Annotated in this window: 18 protein-coding genes and 1 pseudogene; 11 read left to right on the top strand and 8 right to left on the bottom strand. The window is 56.7% G+C overall.

Translation table 11 applies throughout. The annotated features are described in order from the left end of the window. Positions 1-104 precede the first annotated feature (104 nt). From AC1MEW_RS25045 to AC1MEW_RS25080, 8 genes are all read left to right on the top strand, one after another. On the top strand, positions 105-620 hold the full coding sequence (locus tag AC1MEW_RS25045) for an Hcp family type VI secretion system effector (RefSeq protein ID WP_054051032.1): 516 nt from the start codon (positions 105-107) through the stop codon (positions 618-620). Positions 621-751: 131 nt separating this feature from the next. Further along, a complete protein-coding gene (locus AC1MEW_RS25050; RefSeq protein WP_480423936.1) occupies positions 752-2,794 on the top strand; it encodes a type VI secretion system Vgr family protein in 2,043 nt (680 codons plus the stop codon). Then, positions 2,784-3,521, top strand: a complete 738-nt coding sequence (locus tag AC1MEW_RS25055) for a DUF4123 domain-containing protein (protein ID WP_480423937.1) — start codon at positions 2,784-2,786, stop codon at positions 3,519-3,521. The genes AC1MEW_RS25050 and AC1MEW_RS25055 overlap by 11 nt, the downstream gene beginning before the upstream one ends. Next, positions 3,521-8,242 carry an RHS repeat-associated core domain-containing protein gene (locus AC1MEW_RS25060; RefSeq protein ID WP_201256142.1) on the top strand — a complete coding sequence of 1,574 codons (4,722 nt, stop codon included), beginning with the start codon at positions 3,521-3,523 and terminating at the stop codon, positions 8,240-8,242. The genes AC1MEW_RS25055 and AC1MEW_RS25060 overlap by 1 nt, the downstream gene beginning before the upstream one ends. Positions 8,243-8,252: 10 nt before the next feature. Then, a complete protein-coding gene (locus AC1MEW_RS25065) occupies positions 8,253-8,705 on the top strand; it encodes a hypothetical protein (RefSeq protein WP_201256141.1) in 453 nt (150 codons plus the stop codon). Between the two features lie 1,134 nt (positions 8,706-9,839). Beyond that, positions 9,840-10,415, top strand: a complete 576-nt coding sequence (locus AC1MEW_RS25070) for a hypothetical protein (RefSeq protein WP_480423939.1) — start codon at positions 9,840-9,842, stop codon at positions 10,413-10,415. Continuing rightward, positions 10,381-10,866, top strand: coding sequence for a hypothetical protein (locus AC1MEW_RS25075; RefSeq protein WP_480423940.1), 486 nt, complete (start codon positions 10,381-10,383; stop codon positions 10,864-10,866). Before AC1MEW_RS25070 ends, AC1MEW_RS25075 begins: the two co-directional genes overlap by 35 nt. 67 nt (positions 10,867-10,933) lie before the next feature. After that, complete coding sequence (locus AC1MEW_RS25080) at positions 10,934-11,197, top strand: hypothetical protein (RefSeq protein WP_201256140.1); 264 nt, start codon at positions 10,934-10,936, stop codon at positions 11,195-11,197. 67 nt (positions 11,198-11,264) lie between these two features. Here AC1MEW_RS25080 and AC1MEW_RS25085 read toward each other — a convergent pair. The 7 genes and pseudogenes from AC1MEW_RS25085 to AC1MEW_RS25115 all read right to left on the bottom strand — a co-directional run bounded on the left by AC1MEW_RS25085 (position 11,265) and on the right by AC1MEW_RS25115 (position 17,516). Then, a pseudogene (locus AC1MEW_RS25085) lies at positions 11,265-11,773 on the bottom strand (VanW family protein). 331 nt (positions 11,774-12,104) lie between these two features. Next, complete coding sequence (locus AC1MEW_RS25090) at positions 12,105-12,689, bottom strand: hypothetical protein (protein WP_480423942.1); 585 nt, start codon at positions 12,687-12,689, stop codon at positions 12,105-12,107. 86 nt (positions 12,690-12,775) lie between these two features. Continuing rightward, positions 12,776-12,943 (bottom strand): hypothetical protein, encoded by a 168-nt coding sequence (locus AC1MEW_RS25095; RefSeq protein WP_201256138.1) that lies wholly within the window; start codon positions 12,941-12,943, stop codon positions 12,776-12,778. A gap of 24 nt (positions 12,944-12,967) precedes the next feature. Continuing rightward, positions 12,968-13,210, bottom strand: coding sequence for a hypothetical protein (locus AC1MEW_RS25100; protein WP_201256137.1), 243 nt, complete (start codon positions 13,208-13,210; stop codon positions 12,968-12,970). Positions 13,211-13,332: 122 nt separating this feature from the next. Continuing rightward, on the bottom strand, positions 13,333-14,385 hold the full coding sequence (locus AC1MEW_RS25105) for a lipocalin-like domain-containing protein (RefSeq protein ID WP_201256136.1): 1,053 nt from the start codon (positions 14,383-14,385) through the stop codon (positions 13,333-13,335). Then, a complete protein-coding gene (locus AC1MEW_RS25110) occupies positions 14,375-16,846 on the bottom strand; it encodes an FtsX-like permease family protein (RefSeq protein ID WP_480427336.1) in 2,472 nt (823 codons plus the stop codon). The genes AC1MEW_RS25105 and AC1MEW_RS25110 overlap by 11 nt, the downstream gene beginning before the upstream one ends. Before the next feature lies 1 nt (position 16,847). Continuing rightward, a complete protein-coding gene (locus tag AC1MEW_RS25115; protein ID WP_201256135.1) occupies positions 16,848-17,516 on the bottom strand; it encodes an ABC transporter ATP-binding protein in 669 nt (222 codons plus the stop codon). Positions 17,517-17,699: 183 nt separating this feature from the next. Between AC1MEW_RS25115 and AC1MEW_RS25120 the strand changes: the two genes are divergently transcribed. After that, positions 17,700-18,641: a YncE family protein gene (locus AC1MEW_RS25120; RefSeq protein ID WP_480423944.1), complete on the top strand. Its 942-nt coding sequence runs from the start codon at positions 17,700-17,702 to the stop codon at positions 18,639-18,641. Positions 18,642-18,759: 118 nt separating this feature from the next. Here the strand turns inward: AC1MEW_RS25120 and AC1MEW_RS25125 are convergent, their stop codons facing one another. Then, on the bottom strand, positions 18,760-20,457 hold the full coding sequence (locus AC1MEW_RS25125; RefSeq protein WP_323570288.1) for a sulfatase-like hydrolase/transferase: 1,698 nt from the start codon (positions 20,455-20,457) through the stop codon (positions 18,760-18,762). A 389-nt stretch (positions 20,458-20,846) separates the two neighbouring features. Between AC1MEW_RS25125 and AC1MEW_RS25130 the strand changes: the two genes are divergently transcribed. Together AC1MEW_RS25130 and AC1MEW_RS25135 are read left to right on the top strand one after the other, a co-directional pair. Beyond that, the gene (locus tag AC1MEW_RS25130) at positions 20,847-22,199 is read left to right on the top strand and encodes a UDP-glucose dehydrogenase family protein (protein WP_201202443.1); all 1,353 of its coding nucleotides are present in this window, start codon (positions 20,847-20,849) and stop codon (positions 22,197-22,199) included. Beyond that, positions 22,196-23,242: an NAD-dependent epimerase gene (locus tag AC1MEW_RS25135; RefSeq protein WP_201202442.1), complete on the top strand. Its 1,047-nt coding sequence runs from the start codon at positions 22,196-22,198 to the stop codon at positions 23,240-23,242. Before AC1MEW_RS25130 ends, AC1MEW_RS25135 begins: the two co-directional genes overlap by 4 nt. The last annotated feature ends 15 nt before the right edge of the window (positions 23,243-23,257 follow it).

Raw genomic sequence — 23,257 nt, forward strand, 5'->3', positions numbered from 1 at the left:
TACTTGGCCCTCAACATTTCTGGCACGAACCTTGATAACAGTCAGGCACCCACCGGGCGATTTCGCCTCCCGGGCACCCTAAATTTTTAGCAAGGAGCACATCCATGGCTACACCAGCGTACATGTCCGTTACTGGCGAAAAACAAGGTCTGATCACTGCCGGCGCATTCACCGCCGACTCGGTTGGCAACACCTACCAAGAAGGTCACGAAGACCAAGTCATGGTTCAGGCTTTCAGCCACGACGTGATCATCCCGCGTGACCCGCAATCCGGCCAACCAACCGGTCAGCGCGTTCACAAGCCAGTTGTGATCACCAAGGTCTACGACAAGGCTTCGCCACTGCTGCAAGCTGCTCTGACCTCCGGCGAGCGCATGAGCGAAATCGTTATCCAGTGGTACCGCACTTCGGCCCAAGGGACCCAAGAGCACTACTACACCACCAAACTGGAAGACGCGATCATCGTCGCCATCAACAACAAAATGCACAACTGCCAGGATCCGTCGAACTCCCACTTCACGCACCTGGAAGAAGTGCAATTCACCTACCGCAAAATCACCTGGACCCACGAAGTATCCGGTACTTCGGGTTCCGATGACTGGCGTCAGCCAGTCGCTTAATCGCGGCTGACCGCTTCACGCATCGGCCAGCTCTGCTGGTCGATGTTGTTTACGCCTTTCCAGAATTTTGCGTCTGCTGATCCTTTGATCGGGTATTGGTTTACGCCGCAGCACAGCACGAGGAACAAGGGATGTTCGCGCCGGCCAATCAGACTCACTTTGCCCTGACTATCGAAGGACTGGACAACGATCTCCAGGTGCTTGCCCTGCAAGGTCGGGAAGCCATCAGCCAGCCTTTTGTGTTTGAGGTGGAGCTGGTCAGTGAAAAGCCGTCCCTGGACCTCGAAACGCTGCTGCACAAACCGGCCTTCTTGCAGCTCTCGCCTGACGGCAGCGGCATCCATGGCCAGATCTATCGCGCCGCCCAGGGTGATTCCGGCAAACGCCTGACCCGCTACGCGGTGACCCTGCGCCCGCAACTGTCCTACCTGGCGCACCGCATCAACCAACGCATCTTCCAGAACCTCACCGTCCCGAAAATCGTCGGCATGGTCCTCGAAGAGCACGGCATTCAAAGCAACGCCTACGAATTCAAAGTCGGGGCGATTTATCCCGAGCGCATCTACTGCGTTCAATACGATGAATCGGACCTGCAGTTCATCCAGCGCCTGTGCGAGGAAGAAGGTATCCACTACCACTTCCAGCACAGCGCCACGGCCCACAAACTGGTGTTCGGCGATGACCAGACGGTGTTCCCGAAACTCGCGCCAGTGGCCTACCAGCAAGACTCCGGCATGGTCGCGACTAACCCGGTGATCAAGCGCTTCGACCTGCGCCTGGAAACCCGCACCAGCCGCACCACCCGCCGCGACTACGACTTCGAAAAACCGCGCCTGACCCTCGAAGCGGAAAACCGTGGCGACGCCCTGCCCGACCTCGAAGACTACGACTACCCCGGTCGCTTCATCGACCGCGAACGTGGCAAACACTTGGCCAAACGTGCCCTCGAACGTCACCGCAGCAACTTCCAGTTGGCCGAAGGCCGAAGCGATCAGCCGATCCTGGTCAGCGGCCACTTCCTGGCCCTGACCGAACACCCGAAAGCCAAATGGAACGACCTGTGGCTGCTCACCGAAATTCTCCACGAAGGCAAACAGCCGCAAGTGCTGGAAGAGTCGGTGACCAGCAACACCACCGCGTTGAAAGACGACTTCCATCAAGGCTATCGCAACCGTTTCCAGGCCACCCCGTGGGACGTGCCGAATCGGCCGCCACTGAACCACCCCAAACCACGGATCCTCGGCAGCCAAAGCGCCGTAGTCACCGGCCCCAAAGGTGAAGAGATCCACTGCGACCAATACGGCCGCGTCAAAGTGCAGTTCCACTGGGACCGCGAAGGCCAGGCCGACGACAAGACCAGCTGCTGGCTGCGCGTCTCCTCCGCCTGGGCCGGTGCCCACTACGGCGGCATCGCCATCCCGCGCATTGGCATGGAAGTGCTGGTCAGCTTCCTTGAAGGCGACCCCGACCAACCGCTGATCAGCGGCTGCCTGTACCACAAGGAAAACGTCGTCCCCTACGACCTGCCGGCCAACAAAACCCGCAGCACTTTCAAAACCCTGAGCTCCAAGGGTGGCGGCGGCTACAACGAACTGCGCATCGAAGACAAAAAGGGCCAGGAACAAATCTTCCTGCACGCCCAGCGCGACTGGGACGAAAACGTCGAGCACGACCAGAAGATTCGGGTCGGCAACGAACGCCACGACACCGTCGAGCAAAACAGCTACAGCGAATTCAAAGCCGAAGAACACCACACCGTCTACGCCGACCGCAAAGTCGAAACCCGTGCCAACGACCACCTTACCGTGGGCGTTAACCAACACATCAAGGTGGGCACCGGGCAATTCATCGAAGCCGGGCAAGAGATTCACCTGAGCAGCGGCATGAAAGTCGTGCTCGAAGCCGGCAGCGAACTGACCCTAAAGGGTGGCGGCAGCTTCATCAAGATCGACGGCAGCGGCGTCACGCTGAGCGGGCCGGTGATCAATATGAATTCCGGGGGTAGTCCCGGCAACGGCACTGGCGCGGCACCGTTGATGCCCGGCGCGCTGAAACAGGCCGATGCCGACACCGCTGGCCAGGTCCTGACCCCGGCGCAGATCAATACATTGAAACGTAATGCGCCGTTCTGTGAAGAGTGCGAAAAATGCAAGGCAGGTGCTTGTGCGATCTGATCTTTTGACCCCGCTGGCATGGCTTGCTGAACGTCCTTTGCAGGCAGGTGAACGTCTCTACTTGATCGTCAGCGCCGCCAGTGATGCCGAAGCGCTGAAGAGCCTTTATCAATTAGAACCCGCCACCCAAGTCACCCCTATCTGGGGCGGTACCCCCTACGCCGCGTGGCAACCGGTGATGCCCTACCTCACCGAGATCAAATCCAACTCCAACTTCCTGCCGTGGATCGCCGAAACCGATGACCAGGATTGGGGTTGGTTGGCAGTCTCGACCAGTGCGCCGGACGTGGTGTTTGAACATCTGCGGAGTTTGACTCAAGTGCGGATGCCGGATGGGACAGAGGTGTTCTTCCGGTTTTGGGATGGACGGCATATCTATCCGATTCTTGAAGGGTTGGGTGAAGCGGCCGGGGAAGTGTTGCCGGTGTTTGATCGGTATTTGATTAACGGCCAGAGCGTGGAGGTTGGGCCGAGAGCGGTACCGCCGGCGAAGGATTGGCCGTGGTGGGAGGTGCCGAAGGGGTTGTTGGATGGCCTCGCCAAGCAGAACCAGTCGACCCTGATCGGCAACCTGATGCAGTGGCTGGGAGAGGAACGTCCAGACATCTACGCCGCCTATCCCGAGAGCAACCTGAAGCTGAAAATCGCACGCTTCGTGCGCCGGCCGGATGCTCCGAAAAATCTTAATGAAGCACTGTTAAACCACCTTATTCTGGAGCAAGGCTGATGGATCGCGTTGCCTTTATTGATGAACAACTGGCCACCTTCAAAGACAGCCTGAAGCTTTATCGTGAACTGACCGAAAGCAATTTTGCCCAGTGGGTGGATAAAGGCCCTCAGTTCTTCGACAGACCAGCCATATTTGGAATGAACAGGACCGTCAAACTCGGGACCGAGAGCGCGACCGTCAGTATCAACGATAGCGACTTCTCTACGGTTGCTATTTGCCCAAAAGACGGGCAGCTGCTGATCGAGAGCAAATTCGTCTCGCTTAACGATATCCCGGTAGGCAACATTACCGTCGATGTCACACCGACGGCCGGTGGGGCTTCAAAGCCTGTCACGCTTGATGAGCAAGGCAAAGGTGTCTACGAGGGAATAGCAGGGGAAAAATACTACGTCCGCGTTCAGAGCCAAGTCACCAAAGAACAGGTTAACGACTTATTTGGCTCCTACGACAACCTGACGCAGCAGTTGCAAACCTGGCTGGATGGCGAATGGAAAAACTACAGGCCTCTATGGCCCACCGAGACGCTGTCGACAGCCTACCGGGCGCAACTCGATGGTGCTGCCGCTGGAACCTGGGATGCAATCAAGGGTGCATTTGACGGTATTAAACGCATATTCGAGATCCTGAAAGATCCTGAAGCATTTGCGCATGAGCTAGGTCAAAGTGCCACTGACCTGATCAAACTTGCAAAAGAAACGCCAGCGGCCATGGAAAGGCTCATGTTGCTGGCAAGTGATCAGGCTGCTTTATTTTTGCTGCTAAAAACTACGGCTCTCTGGCTTATTCAATTGCCACCTAGCGTGGTCGTAGGCAAATTCTCCGAGCAAGCAGCCAGCGTTCTGGTAACAATCCTTATCGACATCGTGTTGGCCTTGGTATTGACATATGCGGCCGCAGGTTCCGGCATTGCCTATTTGGGCGTTCGCCTTGCGAACTACGGCGCAAAAATTCTTGAGGCCGTAGTCGGCTTCGTAAAAGCCGTCTTCAAGATTCTTAAAGCCTTCATGGAATCTATTGATAAATACAAGAAGGTGGCCGCCCGCGCAGCCGTAGGGGCCTTTGAAAAAGGCAAAGTGAAGATTGGTTGGGGCAGGCAGGACCACGCGAAAGTCCATTCCTCGGAACACTTGGATGACAAGTCCAAACAATCAACCAACCACGATGACAAAAATGTCGCGTGTACCCGCGAGACCTGCGTCAACGGCTGCCCGGTTTCGATGGTTACCGGTGAAGAATTACTAACGCTCACCGATGGTCAACTCAACGGACTGCTTCCATTTGAATGGACTCGTCTGTATCGCACCAGTGCCGCAGAAATCGACTGTGGTCTCGGCTACGGCTGGAGCCATGCGCTAGCGCAACGAGTGGAGATCAACAACGACGAAGTTATCTGGACCGACCACGAAAACCGCGTAACGACGTTCCCTCTCCCAAGTGAACAGCGGCCGGCCATCACCAATAGCTTATCCAAAGCTGCGATTTTCATCGGTGACGATCCATCAGAACTGATTCTGTCCCAGGCCGGCGATCACACACTTTTTTATCATTTCCGCTACGACAGCAAGGGCGCCACGCTGATCGCTATCAGCGGTAGATACGGCAATCGTCTGCACATCACCCGCGATATTCATGGACGCATCAAGCGTGTGGACAACGGTGCCGGTCGTGCCTTGTTGCTGCGCTACGATCGCAAACATATCGTCGGCGTTGATTACCAGCAGTTCAGCCCGGCAGACAATCTGGAGGATGCCTGGAGCACCATCCAGACATTGGTCAGTTATCGCTACGACGCACAGCATCACTTGGTTGAAGCGAAGAACGCTGCCGGTGAAAGCGAGCGATACACCTACGATGAAAAGCACGTCATTCTTGAAAGACAATTGGCCGGTGGCGCCAGCTTCTTCTGGGAGTGGGAAAACGAAGGCAAATCGTCACGCTGCATCCATCACTGGGCGAACTTTTCGCAGATGGACGCTCATTACGTTTGGGATGACAAGGGTAGCGTCACCGTTACCAATGCCGACGGCAGTGAAGAAATCTACACCCACGACGATCAAGCGCGCCTGGTCAGCAAAGTCGAGCCGGATGGTGCAGAACATCTCAAAGCATACGACGACAAAGGCCGGTTGATTGCCGAGAAAGATCCGCTGGGGGCGATTACAGAGTTCCGGTACGACGAAGCAGGACGCCTGGAAGCAGTCATCCCGCCAGAGGACACACCGACGCTGTACGAATACAGCAACGGCTTTGTAACGGTCCTGCGCCGGGACGAAGCGATCTGGAGATACGAGCGTAATAACCAGGGCGACATCACCCAACAAATAGACCCCGACGGCAACGCCACCCACTACCGTTATGACAGCAAAGGCCGTTTGCTGGAGATCCAGAACCCGGATGGCAGTCGTCATAGACTGGGCTGGAACAATCTGGGCGAATTGATCGAAGAGCAACTGCCGGATGGCGGTCAACGCAAATATCGCTATGACGCACTGGGTCGGCAGATCACTCGTCAGGACGAAAGAGGCACGATCACCCAGTACCAATGGGATGCTGCCAACCGCCTGGCACAAATCACCCTGCCCGGCGGCGCCACGCGCGCATTTACCTACAATCCGTACGGTCGTGTCACCGCTGAACGCGATGAGTTGGGGCGCGTCACCCGCTATGAGTACGCCGATGGACTGCATCTGGTCAGCCGCCGAATCAACCCGGACGGTAGCCAACTGCGCTACCGCTACGACAACTCACGTCTGTTGCTCAGCGACATCGAAAACGAACGCGGCGAGCTGTATCACCTCGACTACTACGCTAATGGGCTGATCCAGCAGGAAACCGGCTTCGACGGTCGTCGTACGGCCTACGAATATGACCTCAACGGCCAACTGCTGAAGAAAACCGAGTTCGGTGATGACGGCAGCGAATTAATCACTGAGTACCAACGCGACTCCGCTGGCCGCCTGCTGGTCAAAACCTTGGCTGATGGTGAAGAAATTCACTACAGCTACGATGCCCGCGGCAACCTCGTTAACGTCAACGACGGCAACTGGCCCCTCGCCTACGAATATGACCTGCAAGACCGTCTTATCACCGAACACCAAGGCTGGGGCACACTGCGCTATGAGTACGACAAACTCGGGCAACTGAGCCACTGTCGCCTTCCCGATGGTAGCAAAGTCGACTATCGCCACCAACCCGGTGGCGGCCTGATCAGCATCGACCTCAACGGCTCGCGCCTGACCACCCACCAGTTCAGCGCCGGCCGCGAACAGCAGCGCCAACAAGGCCTGTTGCTCAGCCAATATCAATACGATGATCAAGGCCGATTGCAGGCGCATACCGTCAGCCAACAAGAGCGAAACCTGTTCCGCCGCCGCTATGCGTACAACGCGAATGGCAACCTTGTCGGCATCGACGACAGCCGCAAAGGCAACCTCAATTACCACTATGACCCGCTCGACCGCCTGATCAACGTCCGTGGCACTACCCCGGAAAGCTTCGCCCACGACCCGGCGGGAAACCTGCTCGGCCAAGGTGATCAACAGGCTGCAAACCTGGCCAACGTCAAAGGTAACCGCCTGCTGATGCAGGGCGACCGCCACTATGACTACGACGCTCACGGCAACCTGAGCCGCGAACGTCGCGGCACCGGACAAAAACTCGTTACCGAGTACCGTTACGACTGCCAGCATCGCCTCATTGGCGCCAGCCTGCCCGGCGGCAGCATCGCTAGTTACAAGTACGACGCCTTCGGCCGCCGTATCGCCAAGACCGTAGACGGCCAAACCACAGAATTTATGTGGCAAGGCGAACGCCTGATCGCGGAAAGCGCCGACAACCGTTATCGCACCTACATCTACGAACCAGACAGCTTCCGCCCATTGGCCATGCTTGATGGCGAAGGCCCGCTGAAAGCGACGCCCTTCTACTATCAACTCGACCACCTGGGCACACCGCAGGAGCTCACCGACTACAGCGGCGAGATCATGTGGTCGGCGAAATACCGCGCGTATGGCAACCTTGCAGCGCTGGACATTGCTGAAATCGACAACCCTTTGCGTTTTCAGGGTCAATACTTCGATGCTGAGACAGGCTTACACTACAACCGGCATCGCTACTACAATCCGGGGACTGGAAGGTTTCTGACGCCGGATCCGATCAAGCTTGCGGGTGGGTTGAATAACTACCAGTACGTGCCTAACCCTACGGGGTGGGTGGATCCGTTGGGGTTGAGTGGGAATTGTCCAGACTCGGAAAAGTGCAAAATCCCGGTTGAAGACCCCTCTAGTCCGTCAGGAGCAAGTGTCGATTCAGGAGAAAGCCATGCACCTGATGCTTCCGGCCGTAAATATAAAGTTGGCCCAAGCACAGCGAACCCGAAAGATATTAATTTTACACAGCCTGGTGTAAACAAAAACGGCCAAGGTTACGAACAGGAGATGCGTAATGGCACCTGGGATTGGAAGCGATCAGGCCCTATTCGAGTAATGGAAGTCGATGGTCAGCTTGTGTCTTATGATAATCGGCGACTAAGAGCAGCTCAAATGGCGGATCTCGGAAACATACCTATTGAACTAGTAGCAGCCGAAGACATCATGCCTGGGTCGAAGAAAACCTGGGAAAAGGCTTTTAAGATGCGAAGGAATGAACAGCGCAACTGGGTGGATGGTAAACCAGCGCCCGCTACGGGCATTAAAACCCTGCCTAAAATTAACGAATAGGTAAAGCAATATGTTTCGCGAAGACAAACAAAAAATACAAGATAACTGGCAGGAGGAAATATATCCTCGCAATAACTCCATAATGTCCAACAATGGATTTTATTGCCTATTCGATATATCTGAGCAAGGTCAGTTGTTACAAAACAAATCTTGGCTGCCAGCACTAGATTTTGCTTTAGATGAAAATCAGCTTTGTGAAGGGCTGGCGACCCTTTACATATCAGAAAACTTTAAAGACTACATCATACAATGTGGCGAATGTTTAGCATCCGGAGAGGATGGCTTCATATCCCTAACAAAAAAAAGCAATGACGAATTGGTTTGGCTAATCGTACTAAGCACAACAAATCCTTTCGAAAAAATAGAACTCCACGAAGAGTTTATTCATGTGACTTCTTCTAGCGGCACAAAGGTGACAATCCCACCAGAACGCCCAGACAGACTCACAATACAGTGGGAGTGATACGAAAACGCACACTAAAATAAAAATTGACAGTCTTATTTTCCTCAATAGTAAAAAGAGGAAAGATTTATTTTCTGCAAAGAAAATCAACAATGGGGACAGATTTATTTTCATAATTTGAAAATAAATCTGTCCCCTTTTGGCTCAAGAAATTGGTCAAACTCTCGGTCATGAAAACTATAGTCTCGACCAATATGTAGCTGATGCTAATTCTGTCATACGCAATGGTACCTTCGCGCCGGAGTTGAACGGCTATGTTGCAATTCCTGGAGGAACCGGCAGCGCTAAAGGGCTGCTTGTAGGAGTCGATAGAGCCACAGGAGAAATCACAACAATGCACCTCAAACCCGTGTCTTTCTTCGAATCGAAAGCACCAAGTCTAGGGTGGGAAGCGCAGCCAAAAGCAATCAAAACAGATACGATTGGACCTAACCCACAAACTGGGTGGAAGTATCCATATCAGCCAATACAACCGAAGTGATAAAACATGATAATTGAAAGCATTAAATAGATTTCGAAATAAGCTGAAGAGGCGGAGGTTACAATCAGTGACGAACATTTCACATGCATTGCTTTCTCTCAACCATGTAGTGTCAAAACAGGCGATAAGATAACTGAGCCCCTCCACGCCTTTTCGATAAAAAACGCAATGATTAGTGACAAATCAACGTTGGGTATTTGGAATATAAGCGAAACAAAACTTGAAAGAAAAGTCATAGCCAAAATAGTCGACATCTCAAATCAGATTTTTGCAGTCGGGGATATACTTCTGACGATCGATGATTTTTTACCGGGTGGATTAGAGAACGGAAACATCATTGAATTCGAGTGTGCGAGAATAGATTTATGGTAACAGCAGTTACTTAACACCGCCTATTGAGCGTACCACTTTGTTTTCTAAGGAATAATCAAACACCAATAACTACTCTGCAGCCCACTATCAACACCCCCCACACTGGGGGACTCATCGACTCAAATCGAAAAAAGGCGCCACAGATTTATTTTCCGCAGCGAAAACAAATCTATCCCATTTTATTTATAACGGTTGAACAGACCCACTGCGACCAGACGCATCACACCCAACAAGTAGCACCCAAAGTAACCGGATCACCACCCAACAAAGGAATGCCCCCCTTGTTTACCATCGCACGCCCCCTCGCCCTGCTTTTGGCATTGGCTGTCTCACACGACGCCGCCGCGCTGTCACTTCACTCAGAAACCCGCGCAGATGGTGCAACTATGCTGTTGCTCACCGATGACCCAGCACCTGAGCGAGCACCTCAACTCAACGAGGATCCAGCAGTACGCGCTGCGCTGGCTGATTTCATCGGTTACGCCGCTGGCAGCTACACCAAAGATAACTACATGATCGTGTCGCAAATATTGGGGGCTTTGGATTCAGAGTTCTCGACGTTTGAGGAGGGTGTGCCTGCCGGGCGCAAGATGCTGACCGCCATGGATGATCGTAACAACGGTAACGAACGAGCTGCATTGTTGCTAGACGAAAAGGGTCAGTTGATCGCTGTTGGGTTGGTCAATGGGCATTGCACCGTCAAATCGAGTGAAGAATCGTTGTCCTGTAATCCTGGGCCGGAAACGGTGCTGACTGTCTTTCAGGCGAAAGGCGCGAAGAAGACTGATGCGGATCCTATTATTTATTGCCTGGAGCAAGCAGTTGCCGCCATTGATCGCGATGTGGGCGGAAAGTGAAAATCCTGACCGACGTGCCAGGGCGCAGAAAATTGGTTCGGTCGAATACATCACTGTGGAGCCGAAAAAAGACGCCTGGGTTGCCGCTCAATTGCCCTCGGATTTCCCTAAGGCGATGCTTCCACTGCTTCCAAAGAATACCTATCTAATGGGCGCTGGCGTCGACGGTGCTTACACCACACCAGGCATGAAAGGCGCGCCGATTTACGGTGACTACGACGAAATGGCCGGCCGGCCTCGGCATGATTTCGAGGTTATGTTGAAGACCTACACGGCGTTTTCCGATGTCGTGGAGTTTTATCAGCAACAAGCAAAAGATGCCGAGTTGAGTGCGAATGACAAAAAGGCACTCGTCGATGGGGTTGCCGGTGGAGGCACCTACAAAATCGAGATCAAGGATAAAGAGGAAGGGACCATCATCATCTTTTCGGGTTGGAGAAAAGAGGTCTGAGGCGCTCTTGTACCCTTCCGTTTAACGACGGTGATAGCGATGAATATCGACTCGGACTCTTGAAAAAATGAAATTCAACGACACACAAGTCAATGTAGCCGAGCGCTTCACCATCGGCATCGAAGAGGTTTCAGGCAAGCCTTACGTTTCAATCCCCGTGAGCAATCGCATGGTGGATTACGAAGAGTACTATCGGATAGATAGCGCTGCTTATGAGCTGTACCTGACCGACTCAGCCGCCGCATTGGCATTTGTTGAACGGTGCAGGAATCGAGAGTTAGACGATTTGCTGATTCTCAAACCAGGGACGGATCGTGGGGTGGCCACATAACGCGCTGACATTCTCACAAAAACGGGCGACTTCAAGATCGCCCGTTTTTTTATATTACGACCGGTATTTAAAGTAACGCGTTATCGACTGCGTACTTGACCACAACCCTATTCCTGTACAGCTGTTCACTTACCACCAACTGACTCCCCTGCCCCTTGGTCCGCATATCCCGCCAGATTTCATTCTCGGGGTACACCCACCCTCCCGCACAAACCGATGCCCAAGTTGATAAATGTGATACCGGCCCCCCCTCACCCGGTCACACAACAACTCCCCTTCCAACTGTTATTCACCCAAATTCAGTTTCAACTGAAAACACCGATCCGCCGGGTTGTGCAAAACAAAATCGACGTAGTTATAAAAATCGCCGCCCCGGAACCCAAACGGCAGTACCCGCCCCTGATCAGGAATCAGTTTAGAAGTGTGTTTGAGGTAGCGAAGTGGTAACCGAGAAGCGGCATTCAGCGAGACGGCGTATTGCTTGCGAGAGAACCGCCAGGCCAATTGGCGAAACAGTCGTTTTTGCCACACGCGCAGCCAGTAGAGCGCAGGGTGGTAGAGGGAGAGTGGTTTCATCCGTGTCAGAACGGAGGCGGCGGTTTTCATGCTTGAGTTGAAAATGCCGCGCATCTTAACGTCTTGCACTTAAAGAAGGTGTTCGCCCAGTGTAATGGCCTGGCAATCCATGCACCGGTAAAGAGCCCTGACACTGGGCGAACGGGAAGCATTTTAATTGAAGTCGATGAATATGTCCGTATACATAAACATGAAATTTATGGATACAACATTAATAGATATTTATCGACATCAGATTTACATACATCAAACCCACCAACTCGGCCAGCAAAGCTGATTATTCTTATACAAGAAACTGTACAAGAATAATCACTCCATATAGAGCCAATACTCAACTTTCGTGTTGGCTGGTCACTTTCAGGATATCGGTGTAGGTCACGACAACGCTCTGACCGACTTTCAAATCCTTCAACTTCGCCTGAACTTCAGGCTTCAAAACATCGACGGTCTTCGATTGGCCGGCCGGGTTTTCGAAGGTGACCTGGTTTTTCTTCACGTCGATGTGGGTGATTTTCAGCTGGACTTGCACTTGGCGGAAGGCTTCGCCGCCGGGGTTCGGGTTGTCTTTGGTGGCGCGGATGTCGCCGGTGCGTTCGGTAGAGCCTGGCAGGCCTTTGTCGACGTCGGTGTCGAGGTAGGCAGCCACCGAGTGGGTCACTTCGACGTTCACCTGGTCGCCGACTTTCAGGTTGGCGAGGTCTTTGGCTTTGTCGCTGAGTTGTACATGAACCTGCCGGCCTTCGGCGCCTTCCAGGACAACCTGGTGTTTGGCGGCGTCAACGGCCAGGACTTTGGTGGTGACTTGATCGGCTTCTATGGCGGCAGACAGTGGAATATCGGCAGCGAGGGCGCTGAGGCTGGCGGCGGACAGGAGGGTTGCGAGGGTGATGGCCTGGGCCAGTGCGTTGAGCTTCATATGCATTACATTCCCTGTGATTGGCGGCAGCGCACGGCGCTCATTCAAGGTTGCGCTCCGTGCGTGCCGATGAGCATAGACACTGTTCAGGGAGTCTTTGCAGTTTCTTGCGCGGTGGAGTCGCCGCTGTCGGTGCCTTGGCTGTTTTCCTCTCGTTTTTTCGGGTCGGTGGGACGCAGGGCGTCGTTGTCGCGCTCAACTTCGCCGGGTGGCCGGGGTTCGTCGGGGTGTTCGGTTTCGGTGATGGGTTTCATGGAATGGTCCTCAGGGGATGCTCCTCAGGCTTGGGGGTCGTCGACTTCCTGCGCGACGTTGATGGCGGGCGAGTCCTTGTGGGATTGCTCGGCCCTGGCTTTCAGGGTTTGCCATTGTTCGAGGTCGATGGCGCCCTGCCCCAGCAAGTCGTCGGCCACCCGCTGCAGTTCGGTGTAATGGGCGTCGGGGGATTGTTGCCAGTAGGCCGTGTCGTCGAACAGGCGTTGCCAGGTGGCGAGGTCTGGGGGTTTGAGGTCGTCGCTCATGACGGACTCCTGCGGGGGCGTTCGTACGGTAGAGCGGTGGGTTGCGGTTGGAGTTCCGGTGGGTTGGGTAAGTGACAAGATTAAGGTCAAAAGATCGCAGCCTTCGGCAGCTCCGGGATGCATTAATACCCAGTCATTTCCAGATACCCCTGCCCCGCATGACTGCCGCTCAACCGCACCGGCCCTTCCCAATACGGAATCCGCAGATCCATCCACGCGTTCGGGTTCAGTGCGGTGGTAGTGATGTCGAGGTGTTTGCCGGGGATTTTGATCGACCAGCGCACCGGCATCGCCCGGCCAGCGACCTTGGCGGTTTCCTGGGGCGTGAGGCTGATGTCGTCGCCGTGCAGCAACTGCGTTTGCCCTTGGGGGTCGATCCAGGTGCCGGTCAGATAAGGCGCGCCGTCCTTTTGTCGCATGCGGTAGAGCATCACTTGCTCACCACTGTCCAGGTGCAGAGAGAACCAGTCCCAGCCGGTCTGGTTGGCGGTCAGGGGTTGGCTGCTCCATTCGCGGTCGAGCCACGCGGGGCCGCTGACGGTGTAGGTTTTGCCGTCGATTTCCAGCGAACCATTGGCCTGGAAAAACGGCTGGCTGTAGTAGTACGACGCCTGGCCTTGTTCGGATTTTTGACTGAAGCCCTGATCGCCTTGAAGCACCAGCGGACGGGTCGACGTCAGCCGCAGTTGATAGCTGAAACCCTTGTCCCGGGCGCTGAGTTGCATATCGGCCAAAGGACCGCTAAACCGCCAATCATCGATCCACGCGTTGAACGGCGCCACACTCACACCTGCCTGACCCACGCCGCCACGGGCATAGCGCTCGGCGGCGTGATGCACCGTTGCCGACGTGACGGCCGCGTGCCCGAGCCAGATTGTTTGATTGCTCCACCCCGGCACCTCTGGCGTCGCTTTCAAGGCGCTGCGGAACAACGTCCACTGCACGCCAAACTCATGCCCTTGATCGTCCTTGAGATTGGCGGTGACGTACCACCACTCGATGCGAAATCCATCATGCGGCCCATGATCCGCCGGAAAACTGAACACCCGACCCGGCACCACCGGTGTAAACGCCGAAGCCTCACCGCCGAGCCCCGCGAAGCCTTTTTCGACCGGTGCCGAGTTATCGCAACCGCTCAACAACGCCAAAATCAACACGCCGACCTTAATCTTCATGAGCAAACGTCCTCAGCAGATCCGCCGGTTGGGTGCGATACAAGCTGTACAACGGCCACGCCGATGCCAGCAATGTGGCGAGCAATACCAGCCCCATCAACTGCAACAGTTGCAGCGGGAACACCCGCAATGGCAGGCGCCAGCCGAAGGCCTGGACGTTGATCACTGTGTCCAGGCACCAGGCCAGCGCGATACCCAAGGGCAACGCCAGAATCAGCGTCAGCAACGCCAGCAACCAGGTCTGCCCGAGGTTCAGCAGCATCAGTTGCCGGCGCGTCACGCCCAGCGCCCATAGCGGTGCGAGTTGGCCGAGACGACTCTGGCTCTGGGTCAGCAGGCTGATAAACAGCGCCACACCGGCCACGCCAAGGGTCAGGCTGTTGAGGGCAGCGGTGGCGGCGAAGGTGCGTTCGAAGACTTGGGTGGACCAGCCCTTGAGCCGGGCCTGATCGACGATACGACTGTCGTCGAGGGCGAAGCGGGTTTGCAGCGCCGTGAGGAACGACGGGATCGCCGCCGGGTCGATGCGTAGATTGAACCGGTTGGGCGTGAGTTGCGGCCAGCCACGCAGCAAGTGATTGGCGTTGACCAGCACGTGGCCCTTGGGGTTGCCGTAGTCGGCGTAGATCCCGACCACTTGCGGCGACCACGAGCCGTTGGGCGTGGGGATCGTCAGGTGATCCCCCAAACGCACCTTCAGCCGCCGCGCCAGTTGTTCGCTGAGCATCAACGCGTCGTCCTTCGCCAGGCGATCCCAAGGGTTGTCACCCAAGGCCTCGAGCAACGGCCAGTGTTGGCGATAGGCCGGGTGGTCGATTACACCGTAGAGGTCCGCTGGCCAGCCTTGCAACTGGATCGACACTTGCCAGCTGGGCAGCACCGCCGTGACCTGCGGTTGCTGTTGGAGCCAGGTTTGCATCTCGCGGGCCTGGGCCGGGTTTTGCGGGTTGAGGTAGAGCTCGGCAGTCAGGCGTTGTTCGAGCCAGTCGCTGAAGGTCTGGCGGAAACCGGCGGTCATGCTGCCGGCACCGATGTTCGCCGCCAGCGCCAACAGCAGCGCCATCAGGGCCAGGCTCAGGGCCGGCAGTTGTTGACGGCAATCGGCGATAAACCATTGGCCGAGTACCGAACGACTGCGCAGCAACAGCAGATTGAGCACCGTGTTGAGCAACACCGGCAGCGCCAGCGCAGCGCCGAGCAACAGCGCCGCCATCAACACAAAACCGGCGGCCAGGCTGTCGCCCCAGATCAACGCCAGCAGCGCGATCACGGCTGCAATGGCGGCGACCCAACCCTGACGTCGCAACCACCGCGCGTGAGCCTGATGCCAGGCCTGCGGATTGGCCAGGGCCAGCAATGGCAAACGCGCCGCCCGCAGCAGGCTGTTGGCACCGGCCAGTAACGCGCCGAGCAGGCTCAGGCCAATACCGCTCAGCCACCACCAAGGACTCAAGTTCAACTGCCCCGCCACTTCGGCGCCGTACAACCCGCGCAGGCTGGTAGCGACGTCCGGCAACAACACGCTGGCCAGCAGATAGCCGCTGGCGACGCCGACGATCCCGCCAATCAGTGCCAGGCCGCCCAGTTCGACGGCGAGGCAGCCAATCAACATCCGAGCGCTGACCCCGCAGGCTCGCAGGGTTCGAAGCAAACCCCGGCGTTGTTCCAGCGCCAAGCCAATCGCCGCGTGGACGATGAACAAGCCGACCACGAAGGACAGAAAACCCAAGGCATCCAGGTTCAGATGAAAGCTTTCGGTGAGGCGAGCGAGGTTGTTTTCTTCGCCGCTGGTTTTGAGCTGCAGTTGGCCTTTGAATTGATCCGGCAAGGTCGCGGAGAAATCCTTGGGCAACAGCAAGCGTGACAGCTGATTCGGCAGGCCGAGTATCTGCTGGGCAAAACCAATGTCCACCAGCAGCACGCCGGGGGCCATGTCGGGCTGGGCGCGCAGCGGCGGCAAGGTCTGCCCGTTCTCGGAAATGGGTGTGTCGCCGTCATGCAAACCCAAGGCCTGCAAGGTCGGCGGCGCGATCCAGGTACTGCCTGGCGGACTGAAAAACTCGACGATTCGACCGATCGCCAACGCCTGCCCCGCCACTGCCGAACCGGCAGGCAACGACACCGGTTCGATGCCCATCAGTTGCAAGCGCTGATCGTCGTGGCCCTTGAGCGTCAACCGGCCTTGCAGCACCGGCGACACTGGCCAGCCCGCCAGACGCAGATCGACAAACAGTTGCTGGGAGAACACCCCGCCACCGGGCGCACTCAGGCTGGCTTGGGGTTCACCGCCGATCAATTGGCTGGCCCGAGCGTAGCTTTCCCGCGCGTGGCTATTCAGCGCCTGCACCCCAGTCAGCAGGCTGGTAGCCAGCCACAACCCGGTCAACACACTGAAAAGCTGCACCGGGTGCTGCCGCCAATGGCTCAGCAGCGCGCGTAAGGTTTCGCGAAAGACCCGCACGTCAATGCGCGCCCGCGTCAGCCAGACGACCATGGTGCAACACCACTTTCTGCGCCAATCGCGCGGCAACCCGTGGACTGTGGGTGACCATCAATAAGGTCGTCGGGCTGTCGTCGAGCAGTTCCAGCAACAACTTCAACACCTCGTCGCTGGTGGCTTCATCGAGGCTGCCGGTGGGCTCGTCGGCCAGCAGCAGCTTCGGTTGCGAAGCCAGGGCTCGGCCCAGCGCCACACGTTGCTGTTGCCCACCGGACAACTGCTCCGGATAGCGTCGCAGCAAATCGCCCAAGCCCAATCGCTGCACCAAATGCGCCTGCCAACGCGGATCGTGGCGCCCGGCCAGGCGTGCCTGGAACGCCAGATTGTCCTCCACCCGCAAGCTGCCGATCAGGTTGAACTGTTGGAACACCAAGCCGATTTCCGTGCGCCGCCAGTTCGCCAGTTGCGCTTCGTTCATCTGGTCGAGTCGATGTTCGCCGCTGGTGATACTGCCGCCATCAACCTTGTCCAGCCCGGCGATCAAGTGCAGCAAGGTGCTTTTGCCACTGCCGGACTCGCCCATCAGCGCCAGGCTGCTGCCGGGTTTCAACTCAAGGTCGACACCTTGCAGCACTGGCAGCGGACCTTGCGGGGTGGCGTAGCTTTTGAAAACTCCGTGAACAGACAGCATGGGCAGACCTGATTGATAAGCGTGGTGCAAGGATAGCGGACGCGCTTGCGCCCATAGACTACCTGTTAGTTCTTACAGTAGCGGTCAATAAGACGCGGGTATCTAATGAAGTCACAAGGAGCGTTTGATTGCGAAGTTGGAAAACGCACTACGCCCGGCGTTGGGCTGGACAGGTGCTCAAATATGAAAACCGCGATATACAGTCCCGAAGCGCAAACCGCTGGCAAGCTCTTGAACAAGCCGATAGTCATCGGTGTGATTGAGGTCGGTCATGAGCCGAACAGCCTGGCACTGGCCGTTCAGGATTCAGTAGCCTGCGTCTGCAACACCCAGGACAGCACGCTGTCGCTGATCGACACCGCGGCCATTCGCGTGAGCGCCGTCATTGCGCTGCCGATTCAACCGCTGGCCGTCGCCCTTGATCGCACGGGCACTCGGGCCTATGTGACCGGGCTGGGCAAACCGCTGGTGGTGGTCGTGGATATTCCGACACGCAAGATAGTTGGCGAAATCCCTGCCAGTGAGGGTTATGCGATAGCCGTCGATGCCGAGGGTGAGCGTGTTTACATCAACGCCAACAGCCGCAGCCACGGCCAGATCTGTGTGATCGATACCGTCACCGACAGACTGCTCGATCGTATCGACACCGGGCCTTTTATCAGCGCCTCCGTTCTGGGTCATGACGCTCGCTTGTTCGTTTGCGACTATCTTCACCATGAACTGAAGGTGATAAATACAGAAACCGGCAATATCACCACTGTCCTCTCGTTGCCCGATCCATTCGAAGAATTTGCCCTCGACCGCACGGGGGGCTACGGGTATGTGCCCTACCGCACAACCGAAGGCATCATCGCGAAGATTGATCTGTCGAATTACGACGTGGTGGATCTGTTGCCGGCCCCGGCACTGCCCCATGGTTTAATCCTGAGCCCGGACGGTGGCATGGCATGCTGTTGCAGTACCGGGGAAAGAAGCATTTCGCTTATCGACACCGACTCCTGGCAGGTCGTCAGCCGTTTTCATGCCGGTCAGTATCCGCAGAGCCCGGTGTTCAGTGCCGACGGCAAGCGCCTGTATCTCTGCGACTCATCCGGGAATGCGGTTTGGGTGATTGCGTTGGGTTGAACGGCTTGACCAGCGCGTTACCTTTCTTCGCGAGGCTCGCTCCCACAGGGGAATTGTGAACGCCACAGATCCAATGTGGGAGCGAGCCTGCTCGCGATGAGGCCAGGCAATACAAAACCTACTGCCCCACCACCACGCTCGTTGCCGGCTCACCCGGCGTAACGACCGTCTTCAAATCAATATGCTTCCACGCAGGCTTGGCCCCCAACCGCGCATTGAACCGATAGTTAAAAGTGAAGTCATCCGCAGTCGGCACACTCAACGGCTTGCCATACACCGCCTCCACCCCCGCTAGGTCATACCCCATCAACTGCAACAGCGTCGGGAAGATGTTGTAGTGACTGGAGCGATCCTTGTTACCGGCCAGTTGCGCCGACCAGTCCAGCGTCTTCAAACTACTGCCCTGAATCACCACCAATGGCACCAGCCCTTCCTCCTCCACCGGGTCACCGCCGCAGTGTGTGTTGAGTCCCGGATTGCCGCGTTCATGCAGATCCTGCCCATGGTCCGATGTGTAGATCAGCAGCGCATGGCTCAAATCCGCCTGGGCGAACACCCGTGAAAAAAACTCCCCGACATTCCACAGCAAGGTGTTCTTGTAGGCGTTGCGGTAGAGCACCCAGTCATCGGGCTGACCGTTGAAACCATCCCGCTTGCCCGTGTCCGCCACTTCGACAAACTGCCCACGGGGCAAAGTCGGCCGGTAGGTCATGAAGGCGTCCGGGTATTTGTCGTGCACCGGGAAATGAGCGCCGACCTTATTGATCACCACCAGCTCCGGCGTGTCATCGTTGAGCAGTTCGATCAGCTTGGCGGCCGCCGCCATGTCGCGGTCGCGCACGCTGGTCTGGTCGAACTGCACAAACTCGTCGATGTCCTTTTTCTCGGTGTCGTTCATCAGGTTCTGCAGGTTGCCGCCAGTGCGCTGGGCGTCGATGTAGACCGTGCGCAACCCGGCTTTCTTGGCGTACTGCCAGATCGACGGCAACGTGGTGTTGATGCGCACGTAGTCGGCGCGGGTGCCGCCGTAACGCAGGGTCACGTTGGTGTCGGCGCTGCAATTGGCGATGGAGGCGGCGTAGCCATAATTGAAGATGTCGACGCCCGGATGAGCCTCCTTGAGATTGCTGTGCACGCCAAACGGCGCGTTGATGTCCAGGTAGTTGCCGGAAATGCTCTCGTCGATGATCAGTACGATGTCGTGATTCACCGGTTGATCAACCCGCGCCAGTTTCACCGGCTCACGCGGGCCGACGCTGTTGTGCAGCGCTTCATAGGCAAACAGGTTCAGGTAGGCCAGCGGCGTGTACATGATCGGCAGACCGCGGGCGCCCTCGCCGGCCCGCACGAACAGCACCGCGCTAAGCAGCAATACGCCCAGCACTGGCGCCGCCACCAACAGCGCACCCGGCAACGGCAATCGCCGACGCGGCTTGAGCCCGATGCCAAACAGCAGCAGCAACCCACTGACCAGGCCACTGATCAGCGGAGCACGATACTGGTACGCCGCTTCCTGAATGAAACCGCCGGAATAAACCAGTGACACAAAGCTGCTGTAAGTCAGGTAATCGGCGGTCACCCGCGTATAGACGTCAAAGAACACCGCCGACACAAACAGCGTTAAAGCGAATAGATGTCTAATGAGCGTTTGGCGGATGTAAGCGGTCATGAACAACGCCACCGTCAGCACGATAAACATCGCCCCGAACAGCAATACCGCAACGCCAATACCCATGGCGCCCAGGCGTTCCAGGTAATAGTCGTAATTCTTGAGTAAATAGAGAACTAACAGCAGCTCTTTGAGATATCGAATCATTGTCTTTCCGGTGCTCGCCGAGGGCTTTTGGCCAATAGTTTGTCGGCCATTTTTTGACACTAGCACCGAGCCATCAAACCGCAAGAAATGCCGGACTTTTCACCAAAGCGTCAAAAAATTGTTGACTCAAATCTGACACACTCAAGGCGCTACAGCCCTTGTAATTAAGGGCTCTCGACCGTTTATCGCTTTCTTCCAAATGTGAAAAACGCGTCAAAACCGCGGCAAATCCAGTAACAGCAAGCACTTGATGGCCAATCGCCCCCAAAAATGGGGGTGTTATAGCAAAGCAACATGTCATTTTGCTGACATGGTTTGCCTAGGCTGGGCTATACCCCTTTTGACAGTCTCATTTCAGATTTCTCCACCGTCTTACGAGGCACGCCAATATGGACGTGAGCGTATTTGGTACGGGCTATGTCGGCCTGATACAAGCAGCGGCACTGGCCGATGTCGGACATCGCGTCTTGTGCGTCGATATTGATCCGAACAAGATCAAGCAGCTGCAACAAGCAGTCCCGCCGATCAGCGAACCAGGACTGTCCAGCACGCTGGAAGAAAACATCAAGGCTGGCCGATTACTGTTCACCACCCAGGCCAGCGATGCGGTGGAACATGCCGAGTTGATCTTCATCGCGGTCGGTACACCGGCCGATGAAGACGGTTCCGCCGACCTCAGCCATGTGTTGAATGTGGCCCGGCAGATCGCCTGCTTCATGGAGGCCGATCGCACCCTGATCATCAAGTCCACCGTGCCGGTGGGCACGGCGGACAAGGTCGCCGCCACCGCCCGTGAAGAACTGCAACGCCGGGGCAAAGGCGCCCTGAGCGTACGGGTGGTGTCCAACCCGGAGTTTCTCAAGGAAGGCAGCGCCCTGGCCGACTGCATGCGCCCGGACCGGATCATCGTCGGCACCAATGACGACGAAGCCCGCGCCCAGTTGACCGAACTCTACGCACCCTTTTGCCGCAACCATGAAAAGCTCATGTTCATGGACAACCGCAGCGCCGAACTGACCAAGTACGCGGCCAACGCGATGCTCGCCACCCGCATCAGTTTCATGAACGAACTGGCCAACCTCACCGAACTGCTGGGCGCCGACATCGAAGCGGTGCGCAAAGGCATCGGCTCGGACCCACGCATCGGTTACCACTTCATCTACCCCGGCTGCGGCTTCGGCGGTTCGTGCTTCCCCAAGGACCTGCGCGCCCTGCTGCACACCGCCGAACACAACGGCATGCCGCTACGCCTGCTGCGCAGCGTCACCGAGGTCAACGATACCCAGCGGCACATTCTGTTCAGCAAACTGAAAGCGCAATTCCCCCAGGGACTGGCCGGCAAATCCATCGCCGTCTGGGGCCTGGCCTTCAAGCCCAACACCGATGACATGCGCGAAGCGCCTAGCCGGTATCTGATGGATGCGCTGTGGGCAGAGGGCGCGAGTGTTCAGGCCTACGACCCGGAAGCCATGTCCGAATGCCGACGCATCTACGGCTACCGCAGCGACCTGCACCTGTGCGCCACCCGCGACGACACCCTGGAAGACGCCGATGCGCTGGTGATCTGCACCGAATGGAAGAATTTCCGTGTAGTGGACTTCGACTTGCTGGCGAGCAAATTGCGCTCCAAGGTCATCATCGACGGTCGCAACCTCTACAACCCTGAACAGGTGGCAGCCGCCGGATTGCACTACAGCGGCATCGGGATTCGGCACATCGTTCCCGAGGTGCTGCACCCATGAAGATTCTGGTGACGGGAGCAGCAGGTTTTATTGGTGCCCATTGTGTGTTGCGGTTGTTGCGCGACGGGCACCGGGTTTGCGGGCTGGACAACTTCAACGACTACTACGACCCGCAACTCAAGCACGATCGCGTGCGGTGGGTACAGGAGCAAGTCGGCAGTTTCCACCTCGCCAGAATTGACCTGGCCGATGCTTCGGCCATTGATGCATTGTTTGCCCGTGAGCAACCGGAAGTGGTGATTCACCTGGCCGCCCAAGCCGGAGTGCGCTACTCGCTGGATAACCCAAAGGCGTATCTGGACAGCAACCTCGGCGGTTTCCTGAATATTCTCGAAAGCTGCCGGCACCATCCGGTGAAGCACCTGATCTACGCCTCGTCCAGTTCGGTGTATGGCGCCAATCAACACACGCCCTACTCGACCCATGACGGCGTCAATCACCCGCTGTCGTTGTACGCGGCCACCAAAAAAGCCAATGAGCTGATGGCCCACAGTTACAGCCACCTGTTCGGCATTCCCAGCACCGGCCTGCGGTTCTTCACGGTCTACGGGCCTTGGGGCCGGCCGGACATGTCGCCAATCCGTTTTGCCAAGGCGATTGTCGAGGGCAGCCCGTTGAAGCTGTTCAACTACGGCCAGCACCAGCGCGACTTCACCTACATCGACGACATCATTGAAAGCATCGCAAGGCTGATCGAGCACCCACCGCACACGAGCCCCGACTGGAACCGCGAATCCCCGGACGCATCCAGCAGCATGGCGCCCTGGCGGATCTACAACATCGGTGGCGAACACCCGGTTGAACTCAAGGACTATCTGGCCCTGATGGAAAAGCACCTGGGCCGCAAAGCCAATGTCGAGCTGCTGCCCCTGCAACCGGGCGATGTGCTCAACACCTGCGCCGATGTCCATGAGCTGGAAGACGACACCGGTTTCCATCCACGCGTCGAACTTGACGAAGGCCTTGGCCGCTTCATCGCCTGGTTCCGCGATTACTACCCACTGCACGCCCACATGCCGCTTGCGGCTGAGCTACAGGGCTGAATTTCAGCGGAGGAT

This window comes from Pseudomonas sp. ASL4 (assembly GCF_056680395.1).